This is a genomic window from Streptomyces sp. NPDC001508 (assembly GCF_040298665.1).
Lineage (GTDB): Bacteria > Actinomycetota > Actinomycetes > Streptomycetales > Streptomycetaceae > Streptomyces.
Window position 1 is genome coordinate 82,982 of record NZ_JBEPAP010000029.1, and the last position, 22,621, is coordinate 105,602.

Below are 22,621 nucleotides of genomic sequence, written 5' to 3' on the forward strand. Positions count from 1 at the left end.
CTCGTTCTGATGGGGTGTCAGGTGTGTTGCGTCGCTGGTCAGCTGGCCTGGGGAAGTCCGCGAGGCAGGGGTGCCGGAGATTTCTGGTGTCAAACAGTCATGCTCAGTTCGGCCAGAGGTCGTACGCCTCCCCGCCGAGCCGGCCACCGCCGATCACAACCTCGGCGCCCTCCTCCCTGCTGGCGGGCGGGAGAGCGGACCGACAGCGGTGAAGTCGCGCCCCCATCTCGGTCAGCTGTGACATCGATGTCATGTTTCGGCCAATGATCGCCTCCATGGAGTCATTGCGTGAAGATCCCTTGAAGGCGGGATCATTCCTGGGCGACGCTGGGGCGCGTTCGTGTCCGATCGCCAACTCCGGTCACAGCAAGGAGACTCCATGGGCCTGGCCATCCGTGCCTCGCTGGTCGCTGTTGCTCTCGTCGGGGCCGTCGCCGCGCCCGCGGGCGCGGCCTCCCAGGATCAACCACGTTCCGAAGCAAAGCCGTTGGCCGCGCAGTCCACCGCGGTGAGCGGGACGGGCGGTCTCAGTGTCGCCGCCAAAGCCGCGAGCGGGACCGAAGAGGTACTGAAGGCCGACACCGCCGCCGCGGTCGCCGCCGCCAACGTGTGCGGATCGGGCTACACCATCTCGGTGAGCGCCGCGCGGTACGGCACCTACGGCACCGCGTACACGTGGTGGAACGGCACCTACAGCGGTAGCAACACCCTGTACGACCGGCCCATCTGCGCCGTGTTCTTCAACGACACCGGCATCACGCACTACATGGGCGTCCGGCTCAAGGACAACTACACCGCCACCGCGGACACCGAGGACTTCGGCGCCTTCTCCCAGTACGCCGGTCCCGTCTACCAGAGCAAGGGTTACTGCGGCCAGGCGTACTCCTACATGGAGGACGCCACCGGCAAGGTCCTGGTCGACAACTACCTCAGCGTCGGAACATGCAACTGACGCACCTCCCGTCCCGCCCGCTCCGCCCCGGCCCGGCCACACCGTGGAAGGGCCGGGGCATGTCCGGCCTCGCCGTACTGCTCCTGACAACCGGTTGCGGCGCCGGGGAGGACAACGCCCGCCCCCCTGAGACGCCGACCGCGGTGGTCTCTCCGTCGGCGCGGCCGGACACGCCGTCTGCCGTCGCCACCTCCGGGGAACCGGCGGAGGACGCCGAGCCGACGCCCTCCTTCTCGCAGGACGGCGCCACCAAGGTGCTCTTCTACGGCAACCTGAAGGTGTCCGCCACCCCGGAGGCCGACGGCGTGCAGACCACGGTCACCGTGCGCAACGACACCAAGGACAGCGCCAACTACTACATCGAGATCAGCGTCGGGAACGGCGTCGACTGGGTAGCCTCGAACACCTACCGCCTGACCGATGTGCCTGCCCATGGCAGCGACAGCCAGACCAGCACTGTTGGCGGCGTCCATCTCGGGCCCATTCCGCAGCACCCGAAGATTTACGTCGACCGGATGGAGCAGTACTGAATCGGGACGCGGCGTCTACCGGCCCGAGGAGGCGCTGTCAAGAAAGATCCACCATAGCCGCATCGTCCTGCTCGACTGCACGCTGATCCGCACCCGGCGCCGCACCGGTGGGCACAACCGCCGCAACTACAGCGGCTAATACAAGGCCCATGGGCTGTACTTCCTTCTGCTCACCGACGAGAGCGGTCGGCCGCTTACTGTGGATTTCCGAGGCCTGTTCGGGGTGTGACATTTGGCTGAGCCCGGATCCACCGGCTTGATTCCGGGTGATCGTTTCGGCTTTGGACTTTGCCGTGCTCTGGGTGCCGACTCCCTCCACAACAAGTGGACGCCGGTACTCGACCTGCTGACCCTCGCTTCGGCACCCTCCATAGGACTCGGCACGGGCCTGATCGCCGGCCTGTACCCGTCCTGGCGATCCAGTCGCATCCAGCCTGTCGAAGTACTGCGGCGCTGAAGCCACTTCACCACCCGGAGTCCGACCCGATCACAGCGTCGTTCCGGCGCCCGCACCGAAAGGAACACAGCATGGCGGATGAAAAGGTTCTCGAAGCCCAGAAGTGGGTCAACTCGACCTACGGCAGCGTCTCCGGCTACGAAAAGTGCCCAGAAAACGGTCAGACCGGCTGGTCCACGATGTATGCGCTCACGATGGGGCTCCAGAAGGAACTCGGCATCAGCCCCGTGGTGGCCAACTTCGGTGACGGGACCTTAGCCAAACTCGCTGCACTCGGTGAACTCAGCAGCGGGTGGGCAAAGAACGAGAACATCGTAAAGATCATCCGGTACGGGCTCTTCTGCAAGGGCTATACCGGCGGCTACAACGACACCGGCTACTATGACCCTGACATCGAGCTTGCGGTCAAGAAGATGCAGGGAGACATGGGCCTGTCCCAGTCCGGCACTCTTCAAGCCAAGGTGTTCAAGGCGCTCCTGAACATGGACGCCTATGTGCTCACCGCAGGCGGTTCAGAGGAAGTCCGGTCCATTCAGCAGTGGCTCAATGGACGGTACTGGACGAAGAAGACCGTCGACATCGGCCCGGCCGACGGTCACTACTCCCGCAACGTCCAGCAGAACCTGATGAAGGCTATTCAGCTGGAGATCGGCATCGCCGAGACGGATGCTACCGGCAACTTCGGCCCCGGAACGCAGGCGGGACTCAAGTCCAAGGCCATCGTCTCCGAGGGCTCTTCCGGCATCTTCGTCCAGCTGTTCTCCGCGGCATGTGTCTTCAACCAGCCGATCGTCACCGTCAACGCGGATGGTGACACCGTGCAGACCAACACCGTCTTCAAAACGACGTTCGACAGCAACCTGACCACGTTCGTCACCATATTCCAGCGGTTCGCCGAGCTCGCGGCCAATGGCCGAGGCGACTACGCGACGTGGGCCCAGCTCCTGGTGTCGATGGGCGACCCGGACAGACCTGTCACGGCGTCCGACACTGCCTACACCATTACCGCGTCACGTGCCGCGAAAATGTACAGCGATGGCTATCTATACGTCGGCAGGTACCTGAACGAGGCATCAGCCGGCGGCGGATCGAAGATGCTCGAGGAAGGTGAACTCGCCAACATCTTCGACGGCGGCCTGCGCGTGTTCCCGATCTTCCAGGACAACGGCAGAACGCTGGACGAGTACTACTGGGGCAACGGCTACGCCCACGCACAGAAGGCCCACAACCAGGCCGTGCACTTCGGGTTCAACCGAGGCACCATCATCTACTTCGCTGTCGACTACGACGCCACAGACGCAGACATGCCCCAGATCCTCGAGTACTTCCGGGGCGTCGCGTCCGGCCTCGGCAGCATGGGCAAACGATACGTGCACGGCGTCTACGGCTCCCGACACGTCTGCGCGGAAGTCACCAAGGAGACCTATGCCCGGTACTCGTTCGTCTCTGGCATGTCCTGGGGCTTCTCCGGCAACCTCGGCTACCCCCTGCCAGCGAACTGGTCGTTCAACCAGATCAAGGAGTACCAGGTCACCAACGGAACGGACACGTTCTGGCTGGACCGAGACGCGCACCGCATCGGCTCCGACCCCGCGCAAAGCAGCGTCAACAGGCCGTCGTCGCCGGCGGACGAGTTCGTCAACTACGTCCAGTCCATTTATGACTTGGCCGAGGCGTACGGCAAGGGCAATCCGAACCAGCTCGTCATGGAGTACCTCCGCAGCGACGCCTACAACGACGCTCAGTGGGGGGCGATGATCGGGAAGGCGGACGCCGGCTTTGTCGCATATGCGAACAACCGCAACATGAGTATCTGGTCGGAGTTCAAGGACCCCTTCACCGCCCAGGATCTCGGCGTGGAGCACCTGATGGCCACGGCGAACGGCCAGTTCGTCAAGCCCAACCCCACAGGAGACATCAGCCTCGGCGACGTCGCCGGCTGGGGCGGCGACCTGATGACTCTGTACGGCGAGTGGCGCCGTGACCACGACTCCTACGCCTCCGGCTCCACCTACATCAACGAGAAGATGGGCAAGATCGGGGTCGTGTCCACCTTCGGTTTCACCGACCTGGTCGAGGACGCCGACGGGTACCTCATTGCCCAGGCGGTGCGTGGCGGGAAAACCATTGTCGAAGCGGTCCGGGACCACTATCAGGGCAGCGGAGGTCTCACCCGGTTCCGGGACTACGTCAACCAGCGGTTCGGCGGCACCATCAGTGAGGCCGCCGGCCAGGCGAAGAAGATCCTCACCGACGAGCCCACCAGCGCGGACGGCGCGATCCTGGTAGGCGGGCGCATCGCCCTCATTCAGAAGTTCGGCGGTGTCCCCACGCTTATGCCCCACCTGCTCCCGGCTGACGAGCTGAACGCCTGGTGCAATGCCTTCGGCGACAACCTCGTGCAGCATGCCTCCACAGAGACACTGCGGCGGGCCCAGTACCGAGCCAATCAGCAGAAGCTTCTCAGTGGGAAGTAGCGTCAGCAGGCATGTCACTCTTCGCGCTATTCGGCCCGCCCGTCATCACTCTCCTGCTGTTCATCGTCGGCGTGTTTCCGTACGCGCTGTGGGTCAGCCGGAGAAAGCCCTCACGGGCAGCCCGGCTGGCGGCCATCAGCACCTCGGTAGCACTTGCTGCCTACGGGGCCGGCACCTACTACGGCCTCGCTTACACCAACCCACTCGACCTCTGCGCAACAAAGACCGCCAGCGGCTCCTATATGGACAGCGGACGGGACTACAGCCTGACCTCAGCAGAGGTCCACGGCTTCCCCCCGTCCATCACTTGCCACTGGAGCAGCGGTTACAGCACCAACGACGTGTCGTTCTGGACTACCCCCCTGCTCTGCGCAGGTCTGGCCTGCGCCGCCGTCTGCTTCACCTTGATACTCATCCATCGTTCCAAGCACAGAAGGGCGTCTCATGACCACAAGCTTGACGCGTAGGCGGGCTATCGGCCTCGGACTGGGAACTGGCGCGGCGATAGCGCTCACCTCCTCCATCCCCGCGCAGGCAGCTTCGGCTAGCGTCAAGGAGCGCACTTGGAGCAAGCCCAAGTCACAAAACGACTGGCCCATCCTCGATAGCGCGCCGAAGCACCGAGTCGAAGGCACCAACGTCGAGGTATCTCTGGCGAAGGGCGATGTCGCGACAGTCCTGCTGTACGTCGCCCGCCGGTACGCTTACGAAATCGACATGCTCAGAGCCGGCGATCTCAAGGGATACACGAACCGCCCCCAGGTCGCCGCGGCCTTCGAGTCGAACTACCTGTCCGGCACGGCCCTAGCGATCCGTCCCCTGTACTACCCCCTCGGCGCAGACGTGAAGAACACGGGCATGGGCGAGGCTGACCGGACCGTCGTGGCAGACATCCTTGCCGACTGCGAGGGCGTCGTCGCGTGGGGCGGCGAGCTCAAGCCCGTGAAGCAGTCACACTTCGAGATTGCCGTCCGTCCCGGAGATCCTCGTCTGAAGGCTCTCGCCGACCGAATCCTCGACTGGCACGAGACGCCTGGACGGGGGGCCGGGGCCATCGACGCCTTTGAACCGGCACGGATCAGGCGCTCCAAGAAGGCCGCGAAGACCAGGTAGCCGCGCGGCTTCCGTGCTACAGAGCGGGGCTTTGTGGCACGGAAGCGGAGGGTCGACAGTCGCTTCAGAGAGGCGTATGAGACCAGTGCCGGTGTTCCCTGAACCGCCTTGGGTTCGGTAGAGATCTCAGGTTGTGGTGGTGACTTGGAGTTTGTCAATTCCCTCGCAGCGTGGAGACGATCTATGCGGCCAGTCCCTCGGCAAGGGTGGCCCTGAACCGCTCCGGGTCAGGTGGAGGCTCAATTCCATGTAAGGATTGAGTCATGGCACGCCCCTCCCGTTACCCGCTTGAGCTGCGCCGTCGTGCGGTGCGCATGGTCGCCGAAGTGCGCGACGACTACCCGAACGAGACGGCCGTCCTGCAGGCGGTCGCGGACAAGCTCGGTATCGGTTCCCGCGAGACGCTGCGGAACTGGGTGAAGCAGCACGAGATCGACGCGGGGCAGCGTCCGGGGACGACGACGGAGGAGTCTGCCCAGCTCAAGGCTCTGAAGAAGGAGAACGCCGAGCTGAAGCGGGCCAACGAGTCCTGTACGGCGTCACCGACGACGACTCGTACCCCGATCCCGCGACCATCTACGACGACTTCGCGGTCAACCGGTTCGCCTTCGGTGAGGGCAGCCTGACGGTCCCGGCCGACAGTCCGCGCCTGCGCGGCGCGCAGATGGCGATCTGGTCCGACAGTGACAACTCCGTCGCGCCGGAGCAGGTGTTCGCCCGCATCAGGGCCCCGCTGCGGGCTCTGGCCCAGATCACCTGGGGTTCGCCCAAGCCGGCCGCCACCTACAGCCGGTTCCGCGGCCTGACCGGCAAGACCGGCTCCCCGCCGGCCGGGTACCTGACCTCGCAGGGCATTACGCCTGGAGCACGGCCGCCAGCGCGTCCAGCGACGCCAGGTGGTCGGGGCCCAGGGGAGTGAGTACGGCGCTGGTGACGCCCGCGTCGAACAAGTCCGCCAGCCTGGACCGGGCCTGCTGCGGCGTGCCCGCCACGGCGAGTTGGCGGACCCATTCGTCGGGCAGGGAGCGGGTGAACTCCTGGGGGTCGGCGCAGCGCGAGCGCAGGGACACCAGGTCGTCGTGGAAGGGCAGCGGGGCGATGTGCGGCCGCCAGTCCGGCTCTACGACGACGTCCAGGGCGGGGCGGACGGCCGCCAGCGCGACGGCGGGGTCGTCGTCGATCGCCGCGATGTTGTAGGCGGCCAGGCGGCCAGGCGGTGCGGGCGGGTTGGGGCGATGTGCTTGAGGGCTTCTCGTACGTAGGCGGGTGTCACCGGTTCCGCGAGGAGGGTGCCGTCGGCCACGTCGCCGGACACGGCCAGGGATCTGGGGCCGCGCACGCCGGCCAGGACGGCGGGGACCGCGGCCGGTACGGCGCTCTCGTGGAGACGCAGAGGGTCGATGCGTACGTACTGTCCGTCGTGGTGGACGGGTCGGCCGCTCAGCAGCGCCTTGAGGACGGTGATGTATTCGCTCAGGAGGGTGAGGGGGCTCTTGGGCCATGCGCCGACGCCGCGCAGCCAGGCCGGCATGCCGTGGCCGACGGCGATGTCGATGCGGTGGGGATGCAGTTGGGCGAGGCCCGCGATGTCCATCGCGGCGAAGGCCACGTTGCGGGCGGCGGCCGGCAGCAGTCCGACGCCGACGCGGATCCGGGTCGTGGCGGCGAGGACGGTGGCCGCCTGGGTCAGTCCTCCCCGGTAGCCGAGGTCCTCCGCCACCCACAGCTCGTCGAAGCCGTGTGTCTCCGCGCGTCGGGCGAACGGGACGATGTCCGGTGCCGGAATGTCGCGCGGCATGATGACGCCGATCGCGCCTTCGTGTTTCGTCATGGTGCTCTCATCCCCAGCGGTTCGGGTTCCATGAACTTGAGGCCCGAAGCATGGCCGTGGCCGGTGCGGGTCGGTCTGCGCACGGCTGAGGTACTCGGGCGGAGTTGAGTAGCTGCGCTCTGGGCGGTGGTGCGGGCTTGCGGAAACGCTGGGGGCATGGGTCAAGGAATGCGGAAACCACTTCCCCAGCTGCTGTCGGTTCTCGTGCTCGCCGGGGTGTCGTCGGCGGTGTGGGCGGCCTGGCTGGGCTGGGACCAGGCTCGTGATGTGCGAGCCGACGGGACGGAGACCGGGCCGTACGAGGCATGGCAGGTGATCGGCCTGGTGCTGACCCTGCTGGCGGCGGTGTGCTGGGCGGCGTCCCGGCGGCACATCGTCGGTGCGGTGCTCGGCACCACGGCGGGGCTCACCGCCGCCGCCTACTACGACTGGTCGGACGACGCCAGTGGGCTGTTCATGATCGGGGTGGGGCTGGTCACGATGGGGAGCCTGGCGGCGACGGCGGTGGTTTCGGCGGTGATCACCTCAGCGAAACAGGAGGCATGACGGGCTCCCGCCTGGACCTCGTGTCCCCTTGGGGTGATCGACGGGCGTAAGGGGCCCGTCAAGGGTGCGGTGGGTGCCGTATGGGGGTCGTCAACGCGGGGTCGGATTCGGTCGATGGCGCGGTTTCCTCTATCTGTCCGATTCTGTCGCACCTCACTCCAGGAGTTCGCGATGGCCGATGTGGCCTTCGTCGTCACCACGATCGCGGTGTTCGCGTTGGTGGCCCTTGTCGCCCGGGGGGTGACGAAGCTGTGACCGCCGAGAACGTCGTTGGACTGGTCGTGGCCGTCGCCCTGCTGGGTTATCTCGTCCTCGCCCTGATCTTCCCGGAGAGGTTCTGAGCCGCGCCATGGGTTCCCAACTCGCCGCTGTCCTGCAGCTGCTGGCGCTGATAGGCGCGCTTGCGCTGGTCCATGTCCCCCTGGGCACCTACATGGCCCGGGTCTACTCCTCCGACAGGCATCTGCGTGTCGAGAAGTGGATCTACAAGGGGATCGGTGCCCACCCCGACACCCAGATGCGCTGGCCGGCGTATCTGCGGAGCCTGCTGGCCTTCTCCGCGGTCGGTGTCCTGTTCCTGTATCTGCTGCAGCGTCTCCAGGGTGTGCTGCCCGGTTCGCTCGGTTTCTCCTCCGTCAGCCCGGCGCAGTCGTTCAACACGGCCGCCTCTTTCGTGGCGAACACGAACTGGCAGTCGTACTACGGCGAGCAGACGATGGGCCATGTCGTGCAGACCGCGGGTCTCGCGGTGCAGAACTTCGTCTCCGCCGCCGTGGGCATCGCTGTCGCGGTGGCGCTGGTGCGGGGCTTCGCCCGTGCCCGCACCGGCGAGCTGGGCAACTTCTGGGCCGATCTGGTGCGGGGCACGGTGCGTGTCCTGGTACCGATCGCCGCGGTGGCCGCGGTGGTGCTGGTCGCCTGCGGGGCGGTCCAGAACTTCTCCGGCATTCACGAGGTCGGCCAGTTCATGGGCGGCTCCCAGCAGTGGAACGGGGGTGCGGTCGCCTCCCAGGAGGTGATCAAGGAACTGGGCACCAACGGCGGCGGCTACTTCAACGCCAACAGTGCGCACCCCTTCGAGAACCCCACCCCGTTCACCAACCTCTTCGAGATCTTCCTCATCCTGGTGATCCCGTTCTCGCTGACCCGTACGTTCGGTGTGATGGTCGGTTCGGTGCGGCAGGGGTACGCGATCCTCGCCACGATGGGCACCATCTGGGTCGGCTTCGTCGCGCTGATGATGTGGACGGAGTTCGCGCATCACGGTCCGGCGCTTCAGGCGGCGGGCGCGTCGCTGGAGGGCAAGGAGGTCAGGTTCGGGGTCGGCGGTTCGTCGATCTTCGCGGTGTCGACCACTTTGACGTCGACCGGCGCGGTGGACTCGTTCCATTCCTCGTTCACCGGCCTCGGCGGCGGCATCACCATGCTGGGCATGATGCTGGGCGAGATCGCGCCCGGTGGTGTCGGTTCCGGGCTGTACGGCATGCTGGTCATGGCGGTGATCGCGGTGTTCATCGCGGGTCTGATGGTCGGCCGTACCCCGGAGTATCTGGGCAAGAAGATCGGCTCGCGTGAGATCAAGCTGGCGGCCGTCTATATCCTGATCACTCCGGCCCTGGTGCTGGTCTTCTCGGCGGCGTCCATGGCGCTGCCGACGCCGCCGCACTCGATGCTCAACCCGGGCGCGCACGGGTTCTCCGAGGTTCTGTACGCCTTCACCTCCGCCGCGAACAACAACGGCTCCGCCTTCGCCGGTCTGAACGCGAACACGGACTGGTTCAACACCATGACCGGGCTCGCGATGCTGCTCGGCCGTTTCCTGCCGATGGTGTTCGTGCTGGCGCTGGCCGGTTCGCTCGCCGGGCAGCAGCCCGTCCCGGTCACCGCGGGCACCCTGCGCACCGAGAAGCCCCTGTTCACGGGTCTGCTGGTGGGCGCGATCCTGATCATCACCGGTCTGACGTACTTCCCGGCCCTGGCGCTGGGTCCGCTGGCCGAGGGGCTGGCGTGATGACCGCCCGCCGAGACGTGAAGACCACCCGCCGGGACATGAAGACCACCCGTCGAGACGTGATGACCACTCGTACAGAGAAGCATGAGGGCTCGATGTCCACTGTCACTCCGACCCGGGCGCCGCACAGCGACGTACCCACCGGGCACAAGCCCGCCGAAGGACGTGTCGGCGCCGGCCTCTTCGATCCCCGGCAGCTCGTCAGGTCCCTGCCGGACGCCTTCCGCAAGCTGGATCCACGGGTGATGGCCAAGTCTCCGGTGATGTTCGTGGTGTGGATCGGCTCCGTGCTGACCACCGTGTTCTCCTTCACAGATCCCGGGGACTGGTTCGGCTGGGCGATCAGCGTCTGGCTGTGGCTGACCGTGGTATTCGCCAATCTCGCGGAGGCGGTCGCGGAGGGCCGGGGCAAGGCGCAGGCGGACACCCTGCGCAAGGCCAAGACCGACACGGTCGCCCGCAGGCTGAGCGCGGGCCGCGAGGAGCGGGTGCCGGGCACCGGCCTGAAGATCGGTGACCTGGTGGTGTGCGAGGCCGGCGACGTCATCCCCGGCGACGGGGATGTGGTCGAGGGTGTCGCCTCGGTCGACGAGTCGGCGATCACGGGCGAGTCGGCTCCGGTGATCCGTGAGTCGGGCGGCGACCGGTCGGCGGTCACGGGCGGTACGAAGGTGCTGTCCGACCGCATCGTCGTCAAGATCACGACGAGACCGGGCGAGACCTTCATCGACCGGATGATCAACCTGGTCGAAGGCGCTGCCCGGCAGAAGACGCCGAACGAGATCGCGCTGAACATCCTGCTGGCGTCGCTGACGATCGTGTTCCTGCTGGCGTGTGCGACGCTGCCGCCGTTCGCCTCCTACGCGGGCACACATCTGTCGATGGTGGTGCTGGTGGCGCTGCTGGTGTGTCTGATCCCGACGACCATCGGTGCCCTGCTGTCCGCGATCGGCATCGCGGGCATGGACCGGCTGGTGCAGCGCAATGTGCTGGCCATGTCGGGTCGTGCGGTCGAGGCCGCCGGTGATGTCTCCACGCTGCTGCTGGACAAGACCGGCACCATCACCCTCGGCAACCGGCAGGCCGCCGAGTTCGTGCCGGTGCACGGCACCACCGCGGCCGAACTCGCCGACGCCGCCCAGCTCTCCTCGCTGGCCGACGAGACACCGGAGGGCCGCTCCATCGTCGTACTGGCGAAGGAGAAGTACGGCCTGCGGGAGCGCCACCAGGGAGAGCTGGCCGGGGCCGAGTGGATCGCGTTCACCGCGCAGACCCGGATGTCGGGTGTGGACGTCGACGGCCGGATGATCCGCAAGGGTGCGGCCGGCTCGGTCACCGCCTGGGTCGAAGGGCGCGGCGGCACGGTCGCCGAGGACGCGGGGGAGATCGCCGACCGGATAGCCGAGGCCGGCGGTACGCCGCTGCTGGTGGCGGTCCACGACGGCGAGGGCGCCCGCGTCCTCGGTGTCATCCACCTCAAGGACGTGGTCAAGGAGGGGATGCGGGAGCGGTTCGAGGAACTGCGCCGCATGGGCATCAAGACCGTCATGATCACGGGTGACAACCCGCTGACCGCGCGGGCCATCGCCGAGGAGGCCGGGGTGGACGACTTCCTCGCGGAGGCCACGCCCGAGGACAAGATGGCGCTGATCAAGCGGGAGCAGGCGGGCGGAAAGCTGGTCGCGATGACCGGTGACGGCACCAATGACGCCCCGGCCCTCGCGCAGGCGGACGTCGGGGTGGCGATGAACACCGGTACGTCGGCCGCCAAGGAGGCCGGCAACATGGTCGACCTCGACTCCAACCCGACCAAGCTCATCGAGATCGTCGAGATCGGCAAGCAACTCCTCATCACCCGGGGCGCGTTGACGACGTTCTCCATCGCCAACGACGTCGCGAAGTACTTCGCGATCATCCCGGCGCTGTTCGCGGCGGTCTACCCGGGCCTGGACAGGCTGAACATCATGGGCCTGTCCTCGCCGGACTCCGCGATCCTGTCCGCGGTCGTCTTCAACGCGCTGATCATCATCGCCCTGGTGCCGCTGTCCCTGAAGGGCGTGCGGTACCGGCCGGTCAGCGCCGACAAGATGCTGCGGCGCAACCTCACGGTCTACGGCATCGGCGGGCTGATCGCCCCCTTCATCGGCATCAAGATCATCGACCTGCTCCTCTCCCTCATCCCCGGAATCGGCTGATCGCCATGAACAACTCGGTTACGAACACGGCCCGGTTGCTCGGGGCGGGCCTGCGCGCCCTCCTTGTGCTGACCCTGGTGACCGGCGTCATCTATCCGCTCGTCGTCACGGGTGTGGCCCAGGCGCTGTTCCACGACAAGGCGAACGGCTCGGAGGTCACGGCGGACGGCAGGGTCGTCGGCTCGTCCCTGATCGGGCAGTCGTACCACCTGCCGCTGGAGAAGGGCCGGCAGACCCCGGACGCGGACCTGAAGTGGTTCCAGGGCCGCCCGGCCAACGGGCTCGGCACCAACAGCCTCAACACGCAGTACAAGCTGATCCTGTCCGGCGCGACCAACCTCTCCGCCGACAGCAAGGTACTGATCCAGCAGGTGAAGGACGCCAAGGCCGCGGTCGTCAAGGACAACTCGGTGCCCGGCTACACCGTCAACGCCTCCGAGGTGCCCGCCGACGCCGTCACCTCCTCCGGCTCCGGCCTGGACCCGGACATCTCCCCGGCCTACGCCGAACTCCAGGTCCACCGGGTCGCCGCCAAGAACGGCCTCCCGGTCGCCCAGGTCGACAAGCTCGTCGAGGACCACACCAGCGGCCGCACCCTCGGCTTCATCGGCGAACCCCGGGTGAACGTCCTCGAACTCAACGTTGCACTCAAGGACCTTGTGGCGAAGCACTGATGGGGTTACGCGACACACACGGGAGCCGACGGCTGGGGGAGCGCCCCGGGCCGTCGGCTCCCGCTGTCCTGAAGCCGGCCGCCTTGCGTCCGGTGCTCACCCCGGCCGCCTCACCGGCCGCCGCGGGACTGCCGGCGCCGTGCCGACCGCCGGCCTGGCCGCGGTCGTCACGGCCCGGGCGGTTCGCGCCCGGCCCGGTCCGTGGCGTCGGCGTGCTGCGCGGTGGCTGCACGCGGCCCCTGACGGCCGGCCCGCTGCTGCGCGGTCCCCTCGGCGGGGACCTGACGGGCGGCCGCGATCTGCCCCGCGCCGGGGTGCGCGCCGCCGGATGCCGGCCGGCGTCCAGAGCGCGGGGGCGACTGCCCGGCCCGGCGACGACAGGAAAGGCACACGCCCATGACCAGGGTGCTGGTGGCGGAGGACGACCCACAGCTCGTACGGGCCCTCGTCATCAATCTGGAAGCACGCCACTACGGCGTGGACGCCGCCCCCGACGGGACCACGGCCCTGCGGCTCGCCGCCGCGCGTCAGCCCGATGTGGTGCTGCTGGACCTCGGCCTGCCCGACATGGACGGCGTGGACGTCATCAGGGCTTTGCGTGGCTGGACCCGGGTGCCGATCCTGGTCCTGTCCGCGCGGCAGGCCTCCGAGGAGAAGGTCGCCGCGCTCGACGCCGGCGCCGACGACTATGTGACCAAGCCGTTCGGCATGGACGAGTTGCTGGCCCGGCTGCGGGCCGCCGCCCGCCGTACCGAGGACACGCCGTTCGTGCGCGATACGACCCTCGTCGAGACGGAGCACTTCAGCATCGACCTGCTCGCCAAGCGGGCCGTACGGGACGGGCGGGACGTGCGGCTGACGCCGACCGAGTGGCAGCTGCTGGAGATCCTGGTGACGCACCCCGGCCGGCTGGTCACGCAGAAGCATCTCCTCCAGGAGGTCTGGGGCCTCTCGCAGCGCAACAAGACCAATTATCTACGGGTGTACATGGCGCAGTTGCGCCGGAAACTGGAGGCGGACCCCTCCCACCCGCGCTATCTGATCACCGAGCCCGGCATGGGCTATCGCTTCGAGGGATGACAGGGCCCGCGACAGGCTTCGTCAGTCCCGCGGGGTGAAGAGCAGGTTCCGGGTCCTGGGCGGCCGGGGCGCGTACGAGGGCACGAGGGTGCCGTCGTGCTCGGTGATCCAGTGGGAGTCGTAGCCGAGCGGTTCGAACTCGGCGAGGAGCGGAGTCAGGGGCGCGTCCACCAGCGCCTCCAGGATCACCGTCGGCCGGTCGCGCTTCAGTACCTGCCGGGCCCCGCGCAGCACCGACATCTCATGGCCCTCCACATCGATCTTGACGAGGTCCAGCCTGGCGTCGGCGAACACCTCGTCCAGCGCGCGGAGCCGGATGCGCTTGAGCTGCGCGTCGGCGGCGGCGTGCTCCAGCGTGGAGCCGGTCGACAGGAGGTTCCCGGAGAAGCGGACGCTGATGTCGGCCCAGCCCGGCTCGCTGGACACGCCCGCCTGGTAGAGCCGCACGTTCTGGACGTTGTTCGAGCGGAGGTTCACCGAGAGCCGGGCGTGGACCATGTCCACCGGCTCGAAGGAGTGGACCTTCGCCTTCGGGTTGGCGAGCGCGGCGATCAGCGAGAAGTATCCGACGTGTGCGCCGACATCGGCGATCGTCGTACTGTTCGCCGCCAGCCGGGACCAGGTGGCGAGGCTGCCCGGTTCGTAGCCGAACCGCCCGTTCCACAGGGTGTCCAGGGCGACCGCGTCGTCGTTCACGCAGAACATGATGAACGGCGCGCAGTACGGGGAGTCGATCTCGACATATCCCCGGTAAGGGTGTTTCTTGCGGTGAGTACGGATGATGTCGCCCGTGGAGACCGGCCGGACGGATGGTGCGTGGGCCAGCATGCGGGCATTGGCTTCTTGGAGCTGGGCGATACGCATTGCGCGATGGTAACGCCTTGGCCGGGAGCTTTCGCCGGCTGGGCAGAAGACAAAAAGGCCGGCTCGGGTACGGATGCGAGCCGGCCTTTACCGGTGAACCAGGGAATTCGCCTCGAATTAACCCGGCGCTCAGACTGTCTGGCGCGGTCGGCCGTGGAGCGTCAGGCAGAAGAGCCGTGTGGTGAGTCCCCGGGGGAGCCCACCTCGCAGCGGTTGAGGCCCCTGCCCGGCGGGGTCCCTGTGCGGCGTCCGGCATACGGACGCCGACGGCCTGCCCGAGATGGGCGTGCTGCTCGGTGTCGAGGTCCACTCATGCCCCCGCCGTCGCGTCCGGCGTGCATCGCTCGTGGAACTCACCCATGGAATCCCACCCCTTCGTCCCCGTGAACCCTGTGGCGGGCCCGGGCGGACTTTTTCGCGGGAATTCCTCGGGTGTCTCCCCGAACTCCGCGCTCGGAATTACGGCCGTTCTCCAATGCACGGAAGGCGACTGATCGATTCTCGTCCTGAAGGCCCGTCAGTTTCCCTGGCCATGCTCATGTGAGCCCTGTACGCGCCCCCCGCTGTGCGGCGAAGATGCGCCGTGCGGTGGGACGACGGTCGACCCCTCGCCTCTCTCCCGCCTTCACCTCCCACGAAAGGCAGGTCGGTCGCCGTGCTGCTGCGGTTCCCCACAACCGTGCCCGAAGCCCAGGAGTGCCTGGCGGAGGAGGCCGTCCCGATCGGCGGTGCGACCCTGGTGTGGGCCACCTGGCAACGCGACGGCTTCCCCCAACAGGCCATGTCTCTGCACGAGTTGCCGGAGGCCAACGTCATCGGGCGGGAATCCCTCGGCGGCGCCGTGGTGCTGAACCGGGTGGACGGGCGGGTGCCGGACGTACTGCGCCTGGCCGCCGCCACCATCGGCACCGGCGCCGTGCGCCGGACGGCGACCGTCGGCGGCAACATCGTCGGCAGCGCCCTGCGGTGCCTGCTGCCCGCGGCCCTCGTCCTGGACGCCCGCGCCCGGGTCCTGGACGCCGACGGCATCCAGGAGACCGACCTGGCCGAGGTCACCGCCAAACGCCCACTGCTGCTCAGCCTTCACTGGCGGGCCCCGCTCGCCAGCGCCTACCGCAAGCTGCCCGGCGAGGCCGGCGGGCCGCCGCCACTGGTCGTCGCGGCGGCGCTGCACGCGGACGCGGACGGCCGTGACCGGCTCAGGGTCGCTGTCCGCGACGGCTACGACGTGCTCAGCGGCAGCGCGGCGTGCGCGGCCGACACCGACGCCGAGCAGGTGCTGCGCGCACTGCGGCGACAGGAGTTCGGCGACCTCCCGGACGAGGCGTGGACCACGATCGCCGACCAGGTTGCCGACCTCCTGAGCCGAGACTGACGCCCCCTACGGCGTACGCAGGCGCTCCGCTTTGACGGCCGCGATGAAGGCGGTCCAGCCGTGGGTGGGGAACAGGAGCGTGGGGCCGTGCGGGGTTTTGCTGTCCCGTACGGGGACGACGGCGGCGTGGTCGTCGGAGACCTCGACACATTCGCCGCCGTCCTGGTTGCTGTAGCTGCTCTTGCGCCAACTCATCAGCCGCTCAACTGCCCTTCCTTGACGGCGGCGACGAAGGTGGCCCAGCCGTCCGCGGGGAAGTGGAGCGTGGGGCTGTGCGGGGTTTTGCTGTCCCGTACAGGGACGAGGGCGGTGTGGTCGTCACGCACCTCGACGCATTCGCCGCCGTCAGAGTTGCTGTAGCTGCTCTTGCGCCAGGTCATCAGTTACTCAACCGCCCTTCCTTTACCGCCGTGACAAAGGTGGACCAGCCGTCGGTCGGGAACAGCAGGACAGGGCCGTGCGGGGTTTTGCTGTCCCGCACGGGGACGAGGGCGGTGTGGTCGTCGGAGACTTCGACGTAGGCGCCGCCATCAGGGTTGCTGTAGCTGCTTTTGCGCCAGTTCATCAGCTGCTCAACCGCCCATCCTTGACGGCGGCGACGAAGGTGGTCCAGCCGTCCGCGGGGAACAGGAGGGCAGGGCCGTGCGGGTCCTTGGTGTCGCGTACGGGGACGACAGCGTCGAAGTCGTCGGAGACCTCGACGCAAGCTCCGCCATCCTGGTTGCTGTAGCTGCTCTTGCGCCAGGAGGCGGTGGTCAGGTCGATGGGTCGCACGTCGCTTCCTCCAACATTCGCAGGATGAACTTGCGCGACTCCGCTGGGGTGAGCGCCAGGTCGCGCACCGCATCGTACGTCTTCTGCAATCGGACAACGGGGCCCGATTCCTCGATGAGTTCGCCGCGGTATCCATTCTCGGTATACGCGACGGTCCTTCCTTCGGGAAGTAGCAGGTACCACATGTCGGCGCTCACGAGACCGTGCAGTCCTGCGTTCTGCAGAAGCACCTGGATCGTCACGTTCGGGCGCTCCGCGGCTTCGATGAGGTGCTCCAACTGCTCTCGCCACTCTCCGGCATCACGCAACGGCGTGCGCAGCACCGCCTCCGACAGGATCGTCCGGAACGGCGGCGCATCCTCCCCCTCCAGCAACTCCCGCCGTCCCATCCGGGCCTCGACCTGCTGGTCGAGTTCCCTTCCCAGGAGGCCGCCCGCCGCCAGCACCTCCCGCGCGTACCCCGGCGTCTGCAACAGCCCCGGCAGCACACTCACCGCGAAGTGCCACAGGCTCACCGCCTCCGCTTCCAGCGTCATATACCGCCGATACCGCTCCCGGAACTGCGTATGGTCGCCCGCGGCCAGCTCCCACAGGGCCAGCAGCAAGCCCGGTGTTCCGTAGTGCTGGTCCAGGGCCTGGGCGACCTCGGGGCTGCCCAGGGTCTCGCCCTTCTCCATCTTCCCGAACAACGACCAGTCCCAGCCGAGCCGTTCGCCGAGCTGCCGCAGGCTCGCCCCGCTGTCGGTCCGCAGGGTGCGCAGTTCTTCCGCGAACCGCTGTCGTGGTTCCTGGCTGCGGCCGGTGATGGCACGTCGTTGCGGCATGCCGCCTCCTCGGAGGTGTGCGCGTGGTCCATGTGGAAGATGTGGAACCAGCTCCGTACGACGGGGAAGCAGGGCCCGTCCACGGCGTGACCGGTCGTCTCCCGGGCGCATTCTCGTGACACCCGGGCTACGCAGCGTAATCCAGGCTGCGTAGCCGCTTTGGGGATTCACCGGAACCGTACCGACAAGGACGACTCATGACCCCGCCAAAGATCCAGGAAGCACTCGACGCCCGTGACGCCCTCGCCGCCGCCCTGAGCCGGGCCGGCATCCAGTTGCCCGCGATGGACGTCCGCACCCCGTGGGCCGACGAACGCGAGGGCGAGGCACGGTACGCGCTCGTCCACCTCGGGGTCTGCTCCGCGCCCGTCGCGTTGATGATCGCGGACGTGATCCTCAGGGGGATCGCCTCATGACCGATGAGGAGGCCCCTGGCATCGGAGAGGCGGTCCACGACCCGGATCGGGACCGCTCCGGGCGGGTCACGGGGCGCGCGGGGCCGTATCTGCGGATCAGTCCGTTCGCCGGTGGCCGCCCCTGGGACGCGGACCCGGAGCGGCTTCGGCGGCTGAGCCGGGACGAACTGCTGCGGATGCCGGTCGCGGAGGCCAACGCCCGGAGCAGACAGGGGATATGCGCGCGGTCAGGACGCCTTGTGTTGCCGCCTGATCGGTTCTCCGACCCGGTGCATATGGGTCAGGGCCTCGCGGTACGACCGGAGCAGCCCGGTCTCGTGGTAGGGCACGCCGATCTCCGCGCAGTACGCGCGCACGATGACCTGGGCCCGTCGCAGATGGGGCGTGGGCATGCTCGGGAAGAGATGGTGCTCGATCTGGTAGTTGAGGCCGCCGAGCAGCACGTCGGTGAGCGGGCCGCCGGTCACGTTGCGGGAGGTGAGCACCTGGCGGCGCAGGAAGTCGGGCCGTTCGTCTCCGCTGAAGGTGGGCATGCCCTTGTGGTTGGGTGCGAAGGTGCAGCCGAGGTACACGCCGAAGAGGCACTGGTGCACGGCGAGGAACGCCACCGCCTTGCCGGGTGAGAGCACCAGGAACAGCGCGGACAGATAGCCCGCGATGTGCAGGAAGAGCAGGGCGCCCTCCAGGAGGCGGTTCTTCATGGACGGCGAGCGCAGTGCCCGCGCGCTCGCCACATGCAGGTTGAAGCCCTCAAGCGTCAGCAACGGGAAGAACAGGAAGGCCTGGTGGCCGCCGATGAGCCGGGCCAGGCCGCGGCTGTGCCGGGCCTGCTCGGTGGACCACACCAGGATGTCGGGGGCGACGTCGGGGTCCAGTTCCTCGTGGTTGGGGTTGGCGTGGTGGCGGGTGTGCTTGTTCATCCACCAGCCGTAGCTCATGCCGATGCCGAGGTTGCCGAAGAGGCGGCCCCACAGTTCGCTCGGCCGGCGCCGCCGGAAGACCTGCCGGTGCGCCAAGTCATGGGCGACGAGGGCGACCTGACCGAACATCAGCGCCATGAAGGCGGCGACCGCGAGCTGCCACCAGGTGTCGCCGAGCGCGAAGAAGATCCCCCAGCCCGTCGCCAGCAGCGCGATCACCAGGCCGAGCCGCGCCGTGTAGTAGCCGGGCCGCCGGTCCAGCAGGCCCGCGGCCGTGATCCGCTGGGAGAGCCTGGCGAAGTCGCTGCCCGCCGCGGAGCCGGAGCCGGGCGTCCGGCGGGCGGCGGCGGGCGTTCCGGCCGCGACGGAGGTGTCCGTGGAGATCGTCATGCTGTCGAGTCTCGGGATGCGGGACCGGCCGGGACAGCCTGCCAGGCACCCGAAGCGGCCGGGGGCTGTCCCCAGCAACCCCAGGGTGCTGCCACCACCTCGGAGCGCCGACCTGGGCCTTTCCCGTATCTCGAACTCGCCCTGCCGCAGGACACATTGGTGATCAGAACGTGGGTTAATGTGCTCGCGTCGGCACACGCGAGCGAGTAGGACCGAACGATGAGCGACAGACTGACCGGCGGCATGGCCCCCTTCAACTCCTCGGTGGCGCACCCCGCGCGTGTCTACAACGCGTGGCTCGGTGGCAAGGACAACTACCCGGCGGACGAGGAGGCGGCCCGCCTCGCGGCGACCGCGAACCCGCAGATCATCCCGGCCGTCCGGGCCAATCGCGCGTTCCTCGGCCGGGCCGTCCGCGAGCTGAGCCGCGCCGGGATCCGGCAGTTCCTCGACATCGGCACCGGCATCCCCGCCGCCGACAACACCCATGAGGTGGCGCAGCGGGCCGACGCGGGCGCGCGGGTCGTCTACGTCGACAACGACCCGGTCGTGCTCGCCCATGCCCAGGCCCTGCTGGTCAGCACACCGGAGGGCGCCACCGACTACCTCCAGGCGGACCTGCGGGACGTCGACCGCATCCTCGCGGGAGCGCGCGACACCCTCGACCTGTCCCGGCCGGTGGGGCTGATGCTGGTGGCGATCCTCCAGTACATCCCGGACGCGGAGGACCCGTACGGGATCGCGCGGCGGCTGGTGGACGCCCTCCCGGCCGGCAGCTACCTGGTCCTGTCGCACCCGGCCTCGGACATCGGCGCCGACGAGGTCTCGGAGTCCATGCGCGTCTACAACGAGCGGGCCGCCGAACAGGCGGCGGCGCGCACGCATGCGCAGGTGTCCCGGTTCTTCGAGGGCACGCGGATTCTGGACCCCGGGGTGGTCGAGCTGCCGCGGTGGCGCCCCGACGCCGACACCGTCTCGGAGGGCGGCCCGCTGCCGATGTGGTGCGGCGTGGGCTACAAGGAAGGGTGAGCTGAGGTAGCGCCCGCAGGGGCGCGCCCGCACGGCCGACCTGGGACGCACCGCGGTGCCGAGCGGTTGTGAAAGCGCAGCGGCGCGGTCCCCCGGCCGACCTGCCGCAGCCGTCCTGCCCCGGCCGACCTGCCGCAGCCGTCCTGCTCCGGCTGTCTTGCCCCGGCTGTCTTGCCCCGGCCGTCTTGCCCCGGCCGTCCTGCTCCGGCCGTCTTGCCCCGGCCGTCTTGCCCCGGCCGGGCCGGTCGCGCCGGAACGCGCGCAGGGGCTGGACGCCGTCCCCGACGAGGGGCCAGGCGCCCTCGCCCGTCGTGCCGGCGGCGCCGGGCGTACCCGCGTCGCCGCGCGACCCGCGGCCGCCGGCCGGCGGGCACGGCGAGACGGCCGAGCCGAACACGGCTCCGCTGCCCCCGGGGTGGTGGTGTTCCGGCCGGTGCGCCATCCGTGGCAGCACCCGTCTTCCGGGCCGTACGCCCGGTATGCGTGAGTGCTTCCGTGCGGGGGCAACCACCAGGAAGGATGAGGGTCGAACCTGATGGCGGCAGGCCGCGGGCGGGGGAGAGCCTGGAGGTCCGGCGGACCGGTCGCGTCACCTGTGACAGGCGGGCTCCGTGACGGTGTCGGGTTCGGGAGGGATGGAGCCGTGACCCAGTTCGACGACGAACGCCTGGTCGACCTCGCCGCACGGCTGGCGCGGGACGATCCCCGCTTCGCCCGCGCCCTCGGATCCGGGCGTCCCGCGCGACCCCGCGAGTACCGGCGTACCGGCGCCTGGTGGGGGCTGGCCACCGGTGGCGCCGCGCTCGCCCTGGGCGTCATCCTGCCGCACGGGCTGCTGATCGCGGCCGGCCTCGTCGTCATGGGCATCGCCGTGCAGCTCCTCGACCCCGACCGGGCCCGGCGGCGGTCCGGGTCGTCGCGATGAGGTTCCCGCGCGCCGACGTGGACGCCCTGGACGTTCTCCTGAGGGCCCGTTCCGGGATGCGATAGACTCCTTTACCGAGCGCTTACGCTCTGTTGAGCGTAAGCATGCTCAGTCGTTGGTGGTCGCCGGTTCCCGGCTGATGTGATGGGGGCGTGACATGGACCGAGTCGTCCGCGCTCGTGCCGCCGTCCGTGCCCGCGTCGGCAACACCGCCCGCGACAGCGTTCCTGATACCGACAGCGCCGCCCTGAGCGACCACCGCTCCCGCTGACGCCCCGGATCCACCGCCGATCCGGCCCTCTCCCACCGCGGGATCCGCCCTACGGCACCCGCACTCACCGCCCGGCACCCCTCCCACCGTGGGACGACATCGAGCCGCCGGGCCGGCCAACGGACATGCGCATGCGCAACGGCACGGACGACCCGTCCGACGCCCGGCACCCGCGAAGGCACAGACGCCGCCACCGAACCGATCGACGGAGGTCAGACGCCCGTGCACGACACCACCGCCATGCTCATCGAACTCGGGGCGATCATTCTCGTCCTGGGCCTGCTGGGCCGCATCGCCGGGCGGATGGGCTTCTCGCCCATACCTCTGTATCTGCTCGCCGGGCTCGCCTTCGGACATGGCGGCATCCTGCCCCTGACGGCCAGTCAGGACTTCGTCGCCACCGGCGCCGAGATCGGTGTGATCCTGCTGCTGCTCATGCTCGGCCTGGAGTACAGCGCCTCCGAACTCGTCACCACCTTGCAGACCCAGTTCCCCTCGGGGGCCGTCGACTTCGTCCTCAACGCGGTCCCCGGCGCCCTGGCGGCGCTGCTGCTCGGCTGGGGCCCGGTCGCCGCCGTGGCGCTCGCCGGGGTGACCTGGATCTCCTCGTCCGGGGTGATCGCCAAGGTGCTCGGCGACCTGCGCAGGATCGGCAACCGGGAGACCCCCGTCGTCCTCGGGGTGCTCGTCCTCGAAGACCTGGCCATGGCGGTCTACCTGCCGATCCTCACCGCCCTGCTCGCCGGGGTGAGCCTGGCCGGCGGCACCGTCACCCTGCTGATCTCGCTGGGCACGGTCGGCGCCGTCCTGTACGTGGCGCTGCGGCACGGCCGCCTGGTCAGCCGCGCGGTCTCCTCCGACAACGCCGAGATGCTGTTGCTGGTGGTGCTGGGGCTGACCCTGCTGATCGCCGGAGTCGCACAGCAACTCCAAGTCTCCGCCGCGGTCGGCGCGTTCCTCGTCGGTA

Annotated in this window: 26 protein-coding genes and 1 pseudogene; 18 read left to right on the top strand and 9 right to left on the bottom strand. The window is 68.6% G+C overall.

Annotated elements, in window-relative coordinates:
• Positions 1-379: 379 nt before the first annotated feature.
• From ABT245_RS24930 to ABT245_RS24960, 6 genes and pseudogenes are all read left to right on the top strand, one after another.
• On the top strand, positions 380-952 hold the full coding sequence (locus ABT245_RS24930; protein WP_351737106.1) for a hypothetical protein: 573 nt from the start codon (positions 380-382) through the stop codon (positions 950-952).
• Positions 943-1,482: a hypothetical protein gene (locus ABT245_RS24935; protein ID WP_351737108.1), complete on the top strand. Its 540-nt coding sequence runs from the start codon at positions 943-945 to the stop codon at positions 1,480-1,482. The genes ABT245_RS24930 and ABT245_RS24935 overlap by 10 nt, the downstream gene beginning before the upstream one ends.
• A 528-nt stretch (positions 1,483-2,010) precedes the next feature.
• Positions 2,011-4,416, top strand: coding sequence for a glycoside hydrolase domain-containing protein (locus ABT245_RS24945; protein WP_351737110.1), 2,406 nt, complete (start codon positions 2,011-2,013; stop codon positions 4,414-4,416).
• Between the two features lie 11 nt (positions 4,417-4,427).
• Positions 4,428-4,883, top strand: a complete 456-nt coding sequence (locus tag ABT245_RS24950) for a hypothetical protein (protein WP_351737112.1) — start codon at positions 4,428-4,430, stop codon at positions 4,881-4,883.
• Positions 4,861-5,529, top strand: a complete 669-nt coding sequence (locus ABT245_RS24955) for a hypothetical protein (protein ID WP_351737114.1) — start codon at positions 4,861-4,863, stop codon at positions 5,527-5,529. The genes ABT245_RS24950 and ABT245_RS24955 overlap by 23 nt, the downstream gene beginning before the upstream one ends.
• A gap of 263 nt (positions 5,530-5,792) precedes the next feature.
• A pseudogene (locus tag ABT245_RS24960) lies at positions 5,793-6,053 on the top strand (transposase); the annotation flags it as partial.
• A gap of 330 nt (positions 6,054-6,383) precedes the next feature.
• Here the strand turns inward: ABT245_RS24960 and ABT245_RS24965 are convergent.
• A complete protein-coding gene (locus ABT245_RS24965) occupies positions 6,384-6,599 on the bottom strand; it encodes a hypothetical protein (RefSeq protein WP_351737116.1) in 216 nt (71 codons plus the stop codon).
• Positions 6,600-6,649: 50 nt separating this feature from the next.
• Complete coding sequence (locus tag ABT245_RS24970; RefSeq protein ID WP_351737118.1) at positions 6,650-7,360, bottom strand: LLM class flavin-dependent oxidoreductase; 711 nt, start codon at positions 7,358-7,360, stop codon at positions 6,650-6,652.
• 156 nt (positions 7,361-7,516) lie between these two features.
• Between ABT245_RS24970 and ABT245_RS24975 the strand changes: the two genes are divergently transcribed.
• The 7 genes from ABT245_RS24975 to ABT245_RS25005 all read left to right on the top strand — a co-directional run bounded on the left by ABT245_RS24975 (position 7,517) and on the right by ABT245_RS25005 (position 13,866).
• Positions 7,517-7,906, top strand: a complete 390-nt coding sequence (locus tag ABT245_RS24975) for a hypothetical protein (protein ID WP_351737120.1) — start codon at positions 7,517-7,519, stop codon at positions 7,904-7,906.
• Positions 7,907-8,020: 114 nt separating this feature from the next.
• Positions 8,021-8,161, top strand: a complete 141-nt coding sequence (locus ABT245_RS24980) for a hypothetical protein (protein ID WP_351737122.1) — start codon at positions 8,021-8,023, stop codon at positions 8,159-8,161.
• The gene (gene kdpF / locus ABT245_RS24985; protein WP_009326374.1) at positions 8,158-8,247 is read left to right on the top strand and encodes a K(+)-transporting ATPase subunit F; all 90 of its coding nucleotides are present in this window, start codon (positions 8,158-8,160) and stop codon (positions 8,245-8,247) included. The genes ABT245_RS24980 and kdpF overlap by 4 nt, the downstream gene beginning before the upstream one ends.
• 8 nt (positions 8,248-8,255) lie before the next feature.
• Complete coding sequence (kdpA, locus tag ABT245_RS24990) at positions 8,256-9,917, top strand: potassium-transporting ATPase subunit KdpA (RefSeq protein ID WP_351737124.1); 1,662 nt, start codon at positions 8,256-8,258, stop codon at positions 9,915-9,917.
• A gap of 95 nt (positions 9,918-10,012) precedes the next feature.
• Positions 10,013-12,112 carry a potassium-transporting ATPase subunit KdpB gene (gene kdpB / locus ABT245_RS24995; RefSeq protein ID WP_351737126.1) on the top strand — a complete coding sequence of 700 codons (2,100 nt, stop codon included), beginning with the start codon at positions 10,013-10,015 and terminating at the stop codon, positions 12,110-12,112.
• Positions 12,113-12,117: 5 nt separating this feature from the next.
• Entirely contained in the window at positions 12,118-12,786 is a 669-nt protein-coding gene (locus tag ABT245_RS25000; RefSeq protein ID WP_351737128.1) for a potassium-transporting ATPase subunit C, read from the top strand.
• A gap of 396 nt (positions 12,787-13,182) precedes the next feature.
• Positions 13,183-13,866: a response regulator gene (locus ABT245_RS25005; protein WP_351737130.1), complete on the top strand. Its 684-nt coding sequence runs from the start codon at positions 13,183-13,185 to the stop codon at positions 13,864-13,866.
• 21 nt (positions 13,867-13,887) lie between these two features.
• On the opposite strand, the gene ABT245_RS25010 is transcribed toward ABT245_RS25005, so the two are convergent.
• Positions 13,888-14,730: an FkbM family methyltransferase gene (locus ABT245_RS25010; RefSeq protein WP_351737132.1), complete on the bottom strand. Its 843-nt coding sequence runs from the start codon at positions 14,728-14,730 to the stop codon at positions 13,888-13,890.
• 655 nt (positions 14,731-15,385) lie between these two features.
• On the opposite strand from ABT245_RS25010, the gene ABT245_RS25015 reads away from it, so the two are divergent.
• Positions 15,386-16,105: an FAD binding domain-containing protein gene (locus ABT245_RS25015; protein ID WP_351737134.1), complete on the top strand. Its 720-nt coding sequence runs from the start codon at positions 15,386-15,388 to the stop codon at positions 16,103-16,105.
• Between the two features lie 6 nt (positions 16,106-16,111).
• Here ABT245_RS25015 and ABT245_RS25020 read toward each other — a convergent pair whose 3' ends face one another.
• The 5 genes from ABT245_RS25020 to ABT245_RS25040 are packed head-to-tail and all read right to left on the bottom strand — an operon-like array spanning position 16,112 to position 17,703.
• A complete protein-coding gene (locus ABT245_RS25020) occupies positions 16,112-16,300 on the bottom strand; it encodes a DUF397 domain-containing protein (RefSeq protein ID WP_351737136.1) in 189 nt (62 codons plus the stop codon).
• A complete protein-coding gene (locus tag ABT245_RS25025; RefSeq protein ID WP_351737138.1) occupies positions 16,300-16,485 on the bottom strand; it encodes a DUF397 domain-containing protein in 186 nt (61 codons plus the stop codon). Before ABT245_RS25025 ends, ABT245_RS25020 begins: the two co-directional genes overlap by 1 nt.
• Positions 16,485-16,670, bottom strand: coding sequence for a DUF397 domain-containing protein (locus ABT245_RS25030; RefSeq protein WP_351737140.1), 186 nt, complete (start codon positions 16,668-16,670; stop codon positions 16,485-16,487). Before ABT245_RS25030 ends, ABT245_RS25025 begins: the two co-directional genes overlap by 1 nt.
• The gene (locus ABT245_RS25035; RefSeq protein ID WP_351737142.1) at positions 16,670-16,879 is read right to left on the bottom strand and encodes a DUF397 domain-containing protein; all 210 of its coding nucleotides are present in this window, start codon (positions 16,877-16,879) and stop codon (positions 16,670-16,672) included. The genes ABT245_RS25030 and ABT245_RS25035 overlap by 1 nt, the downstream gene beginning before the upstream one ends.
• Positions 16,861-17,703, bottom strand: a complete 843-nt coding sequence (locus ABT245_RS25040; protein ID WP_351737144.1) for a helix-turn-helix domain-containing protein — start codon at positions 17,701-17,703, stop codon at positions 16,861-16,863. Before ABT245_RS25040 ends, ABT245_RS25035 begins: the two co-directional genes overlap by 19 nt.
• 197 nt (positions 17,704-17,900) lie before the next feature.
• Between ABT245_RS25040 and ABT245_RS25045 the strand changes: the two genes are divergently transcribed.
• A complete protein-coding gene (locus ABT245_RS25045; RefSeq protein ID WP_351737146.1) occupies positions 17,901-18,119 on the top strand; it encodes a hypothetical protein in 219 nt (72 codons plus the stop codon).
• 227 nt (positions 18,120-18,346) lie between these two features.
• Here the strand turns inward: ABT245_RS25045 and ABT245_RS25050 are convergent, their stop codons facing one another.
• Positions 18,347-19,429: a fatty acid desaturase family protein gene (locus tag ABT245_RS25050; protein ID WP_351737148.1), complete on the bottom strand. Its 1,083-nt coding sequence runs from the start codon at positions 19,427-19,429 to the stop codon at positions 18,347-18,349.
• Between the two features lie 219 nt (positions 19,430-19,648).
• Between ABT245_RS25050 and ABT245_RS25055 the strand changes: the two genes are divergently transcribed.
• The 3 genes from ABT245_RS25055 to ABT245_RS25065 all read left to right on the top strand — a co-directional run.
• Complete coding sequence (locus tag ABT245_RS25055; RefSeq protein WP_351737150.1) at positions 19,649-20,458, top strand: SAM-dependent methyltransferase; 810 nt, start codon at positions 19,649-19,651, stop codon at positions 20,456-20,458.
• A gap of 643 nt (positions 20,459-21,101) precedes the next feature.
• Positions 21,102-21,383 (top strand): DUF3040 domain-containing protein, encoded by a 282-nt coding sequence (locus ABT245_RS25060; protein WP_351737152.1) that lies wholly within the window; start codon positions 21,102-21,104, stop codon positions 21,381-21,383.
• A gap of 493 nt (positions 21,384-21,876) precedes the next feature.
• On the top strand, positions 21,877-22,621 hold a 745-nt coding region (locus tag ABT245_RS25065; protein WP_351737154.1), incomplete at its 3' end, for a cation:proton antiporter.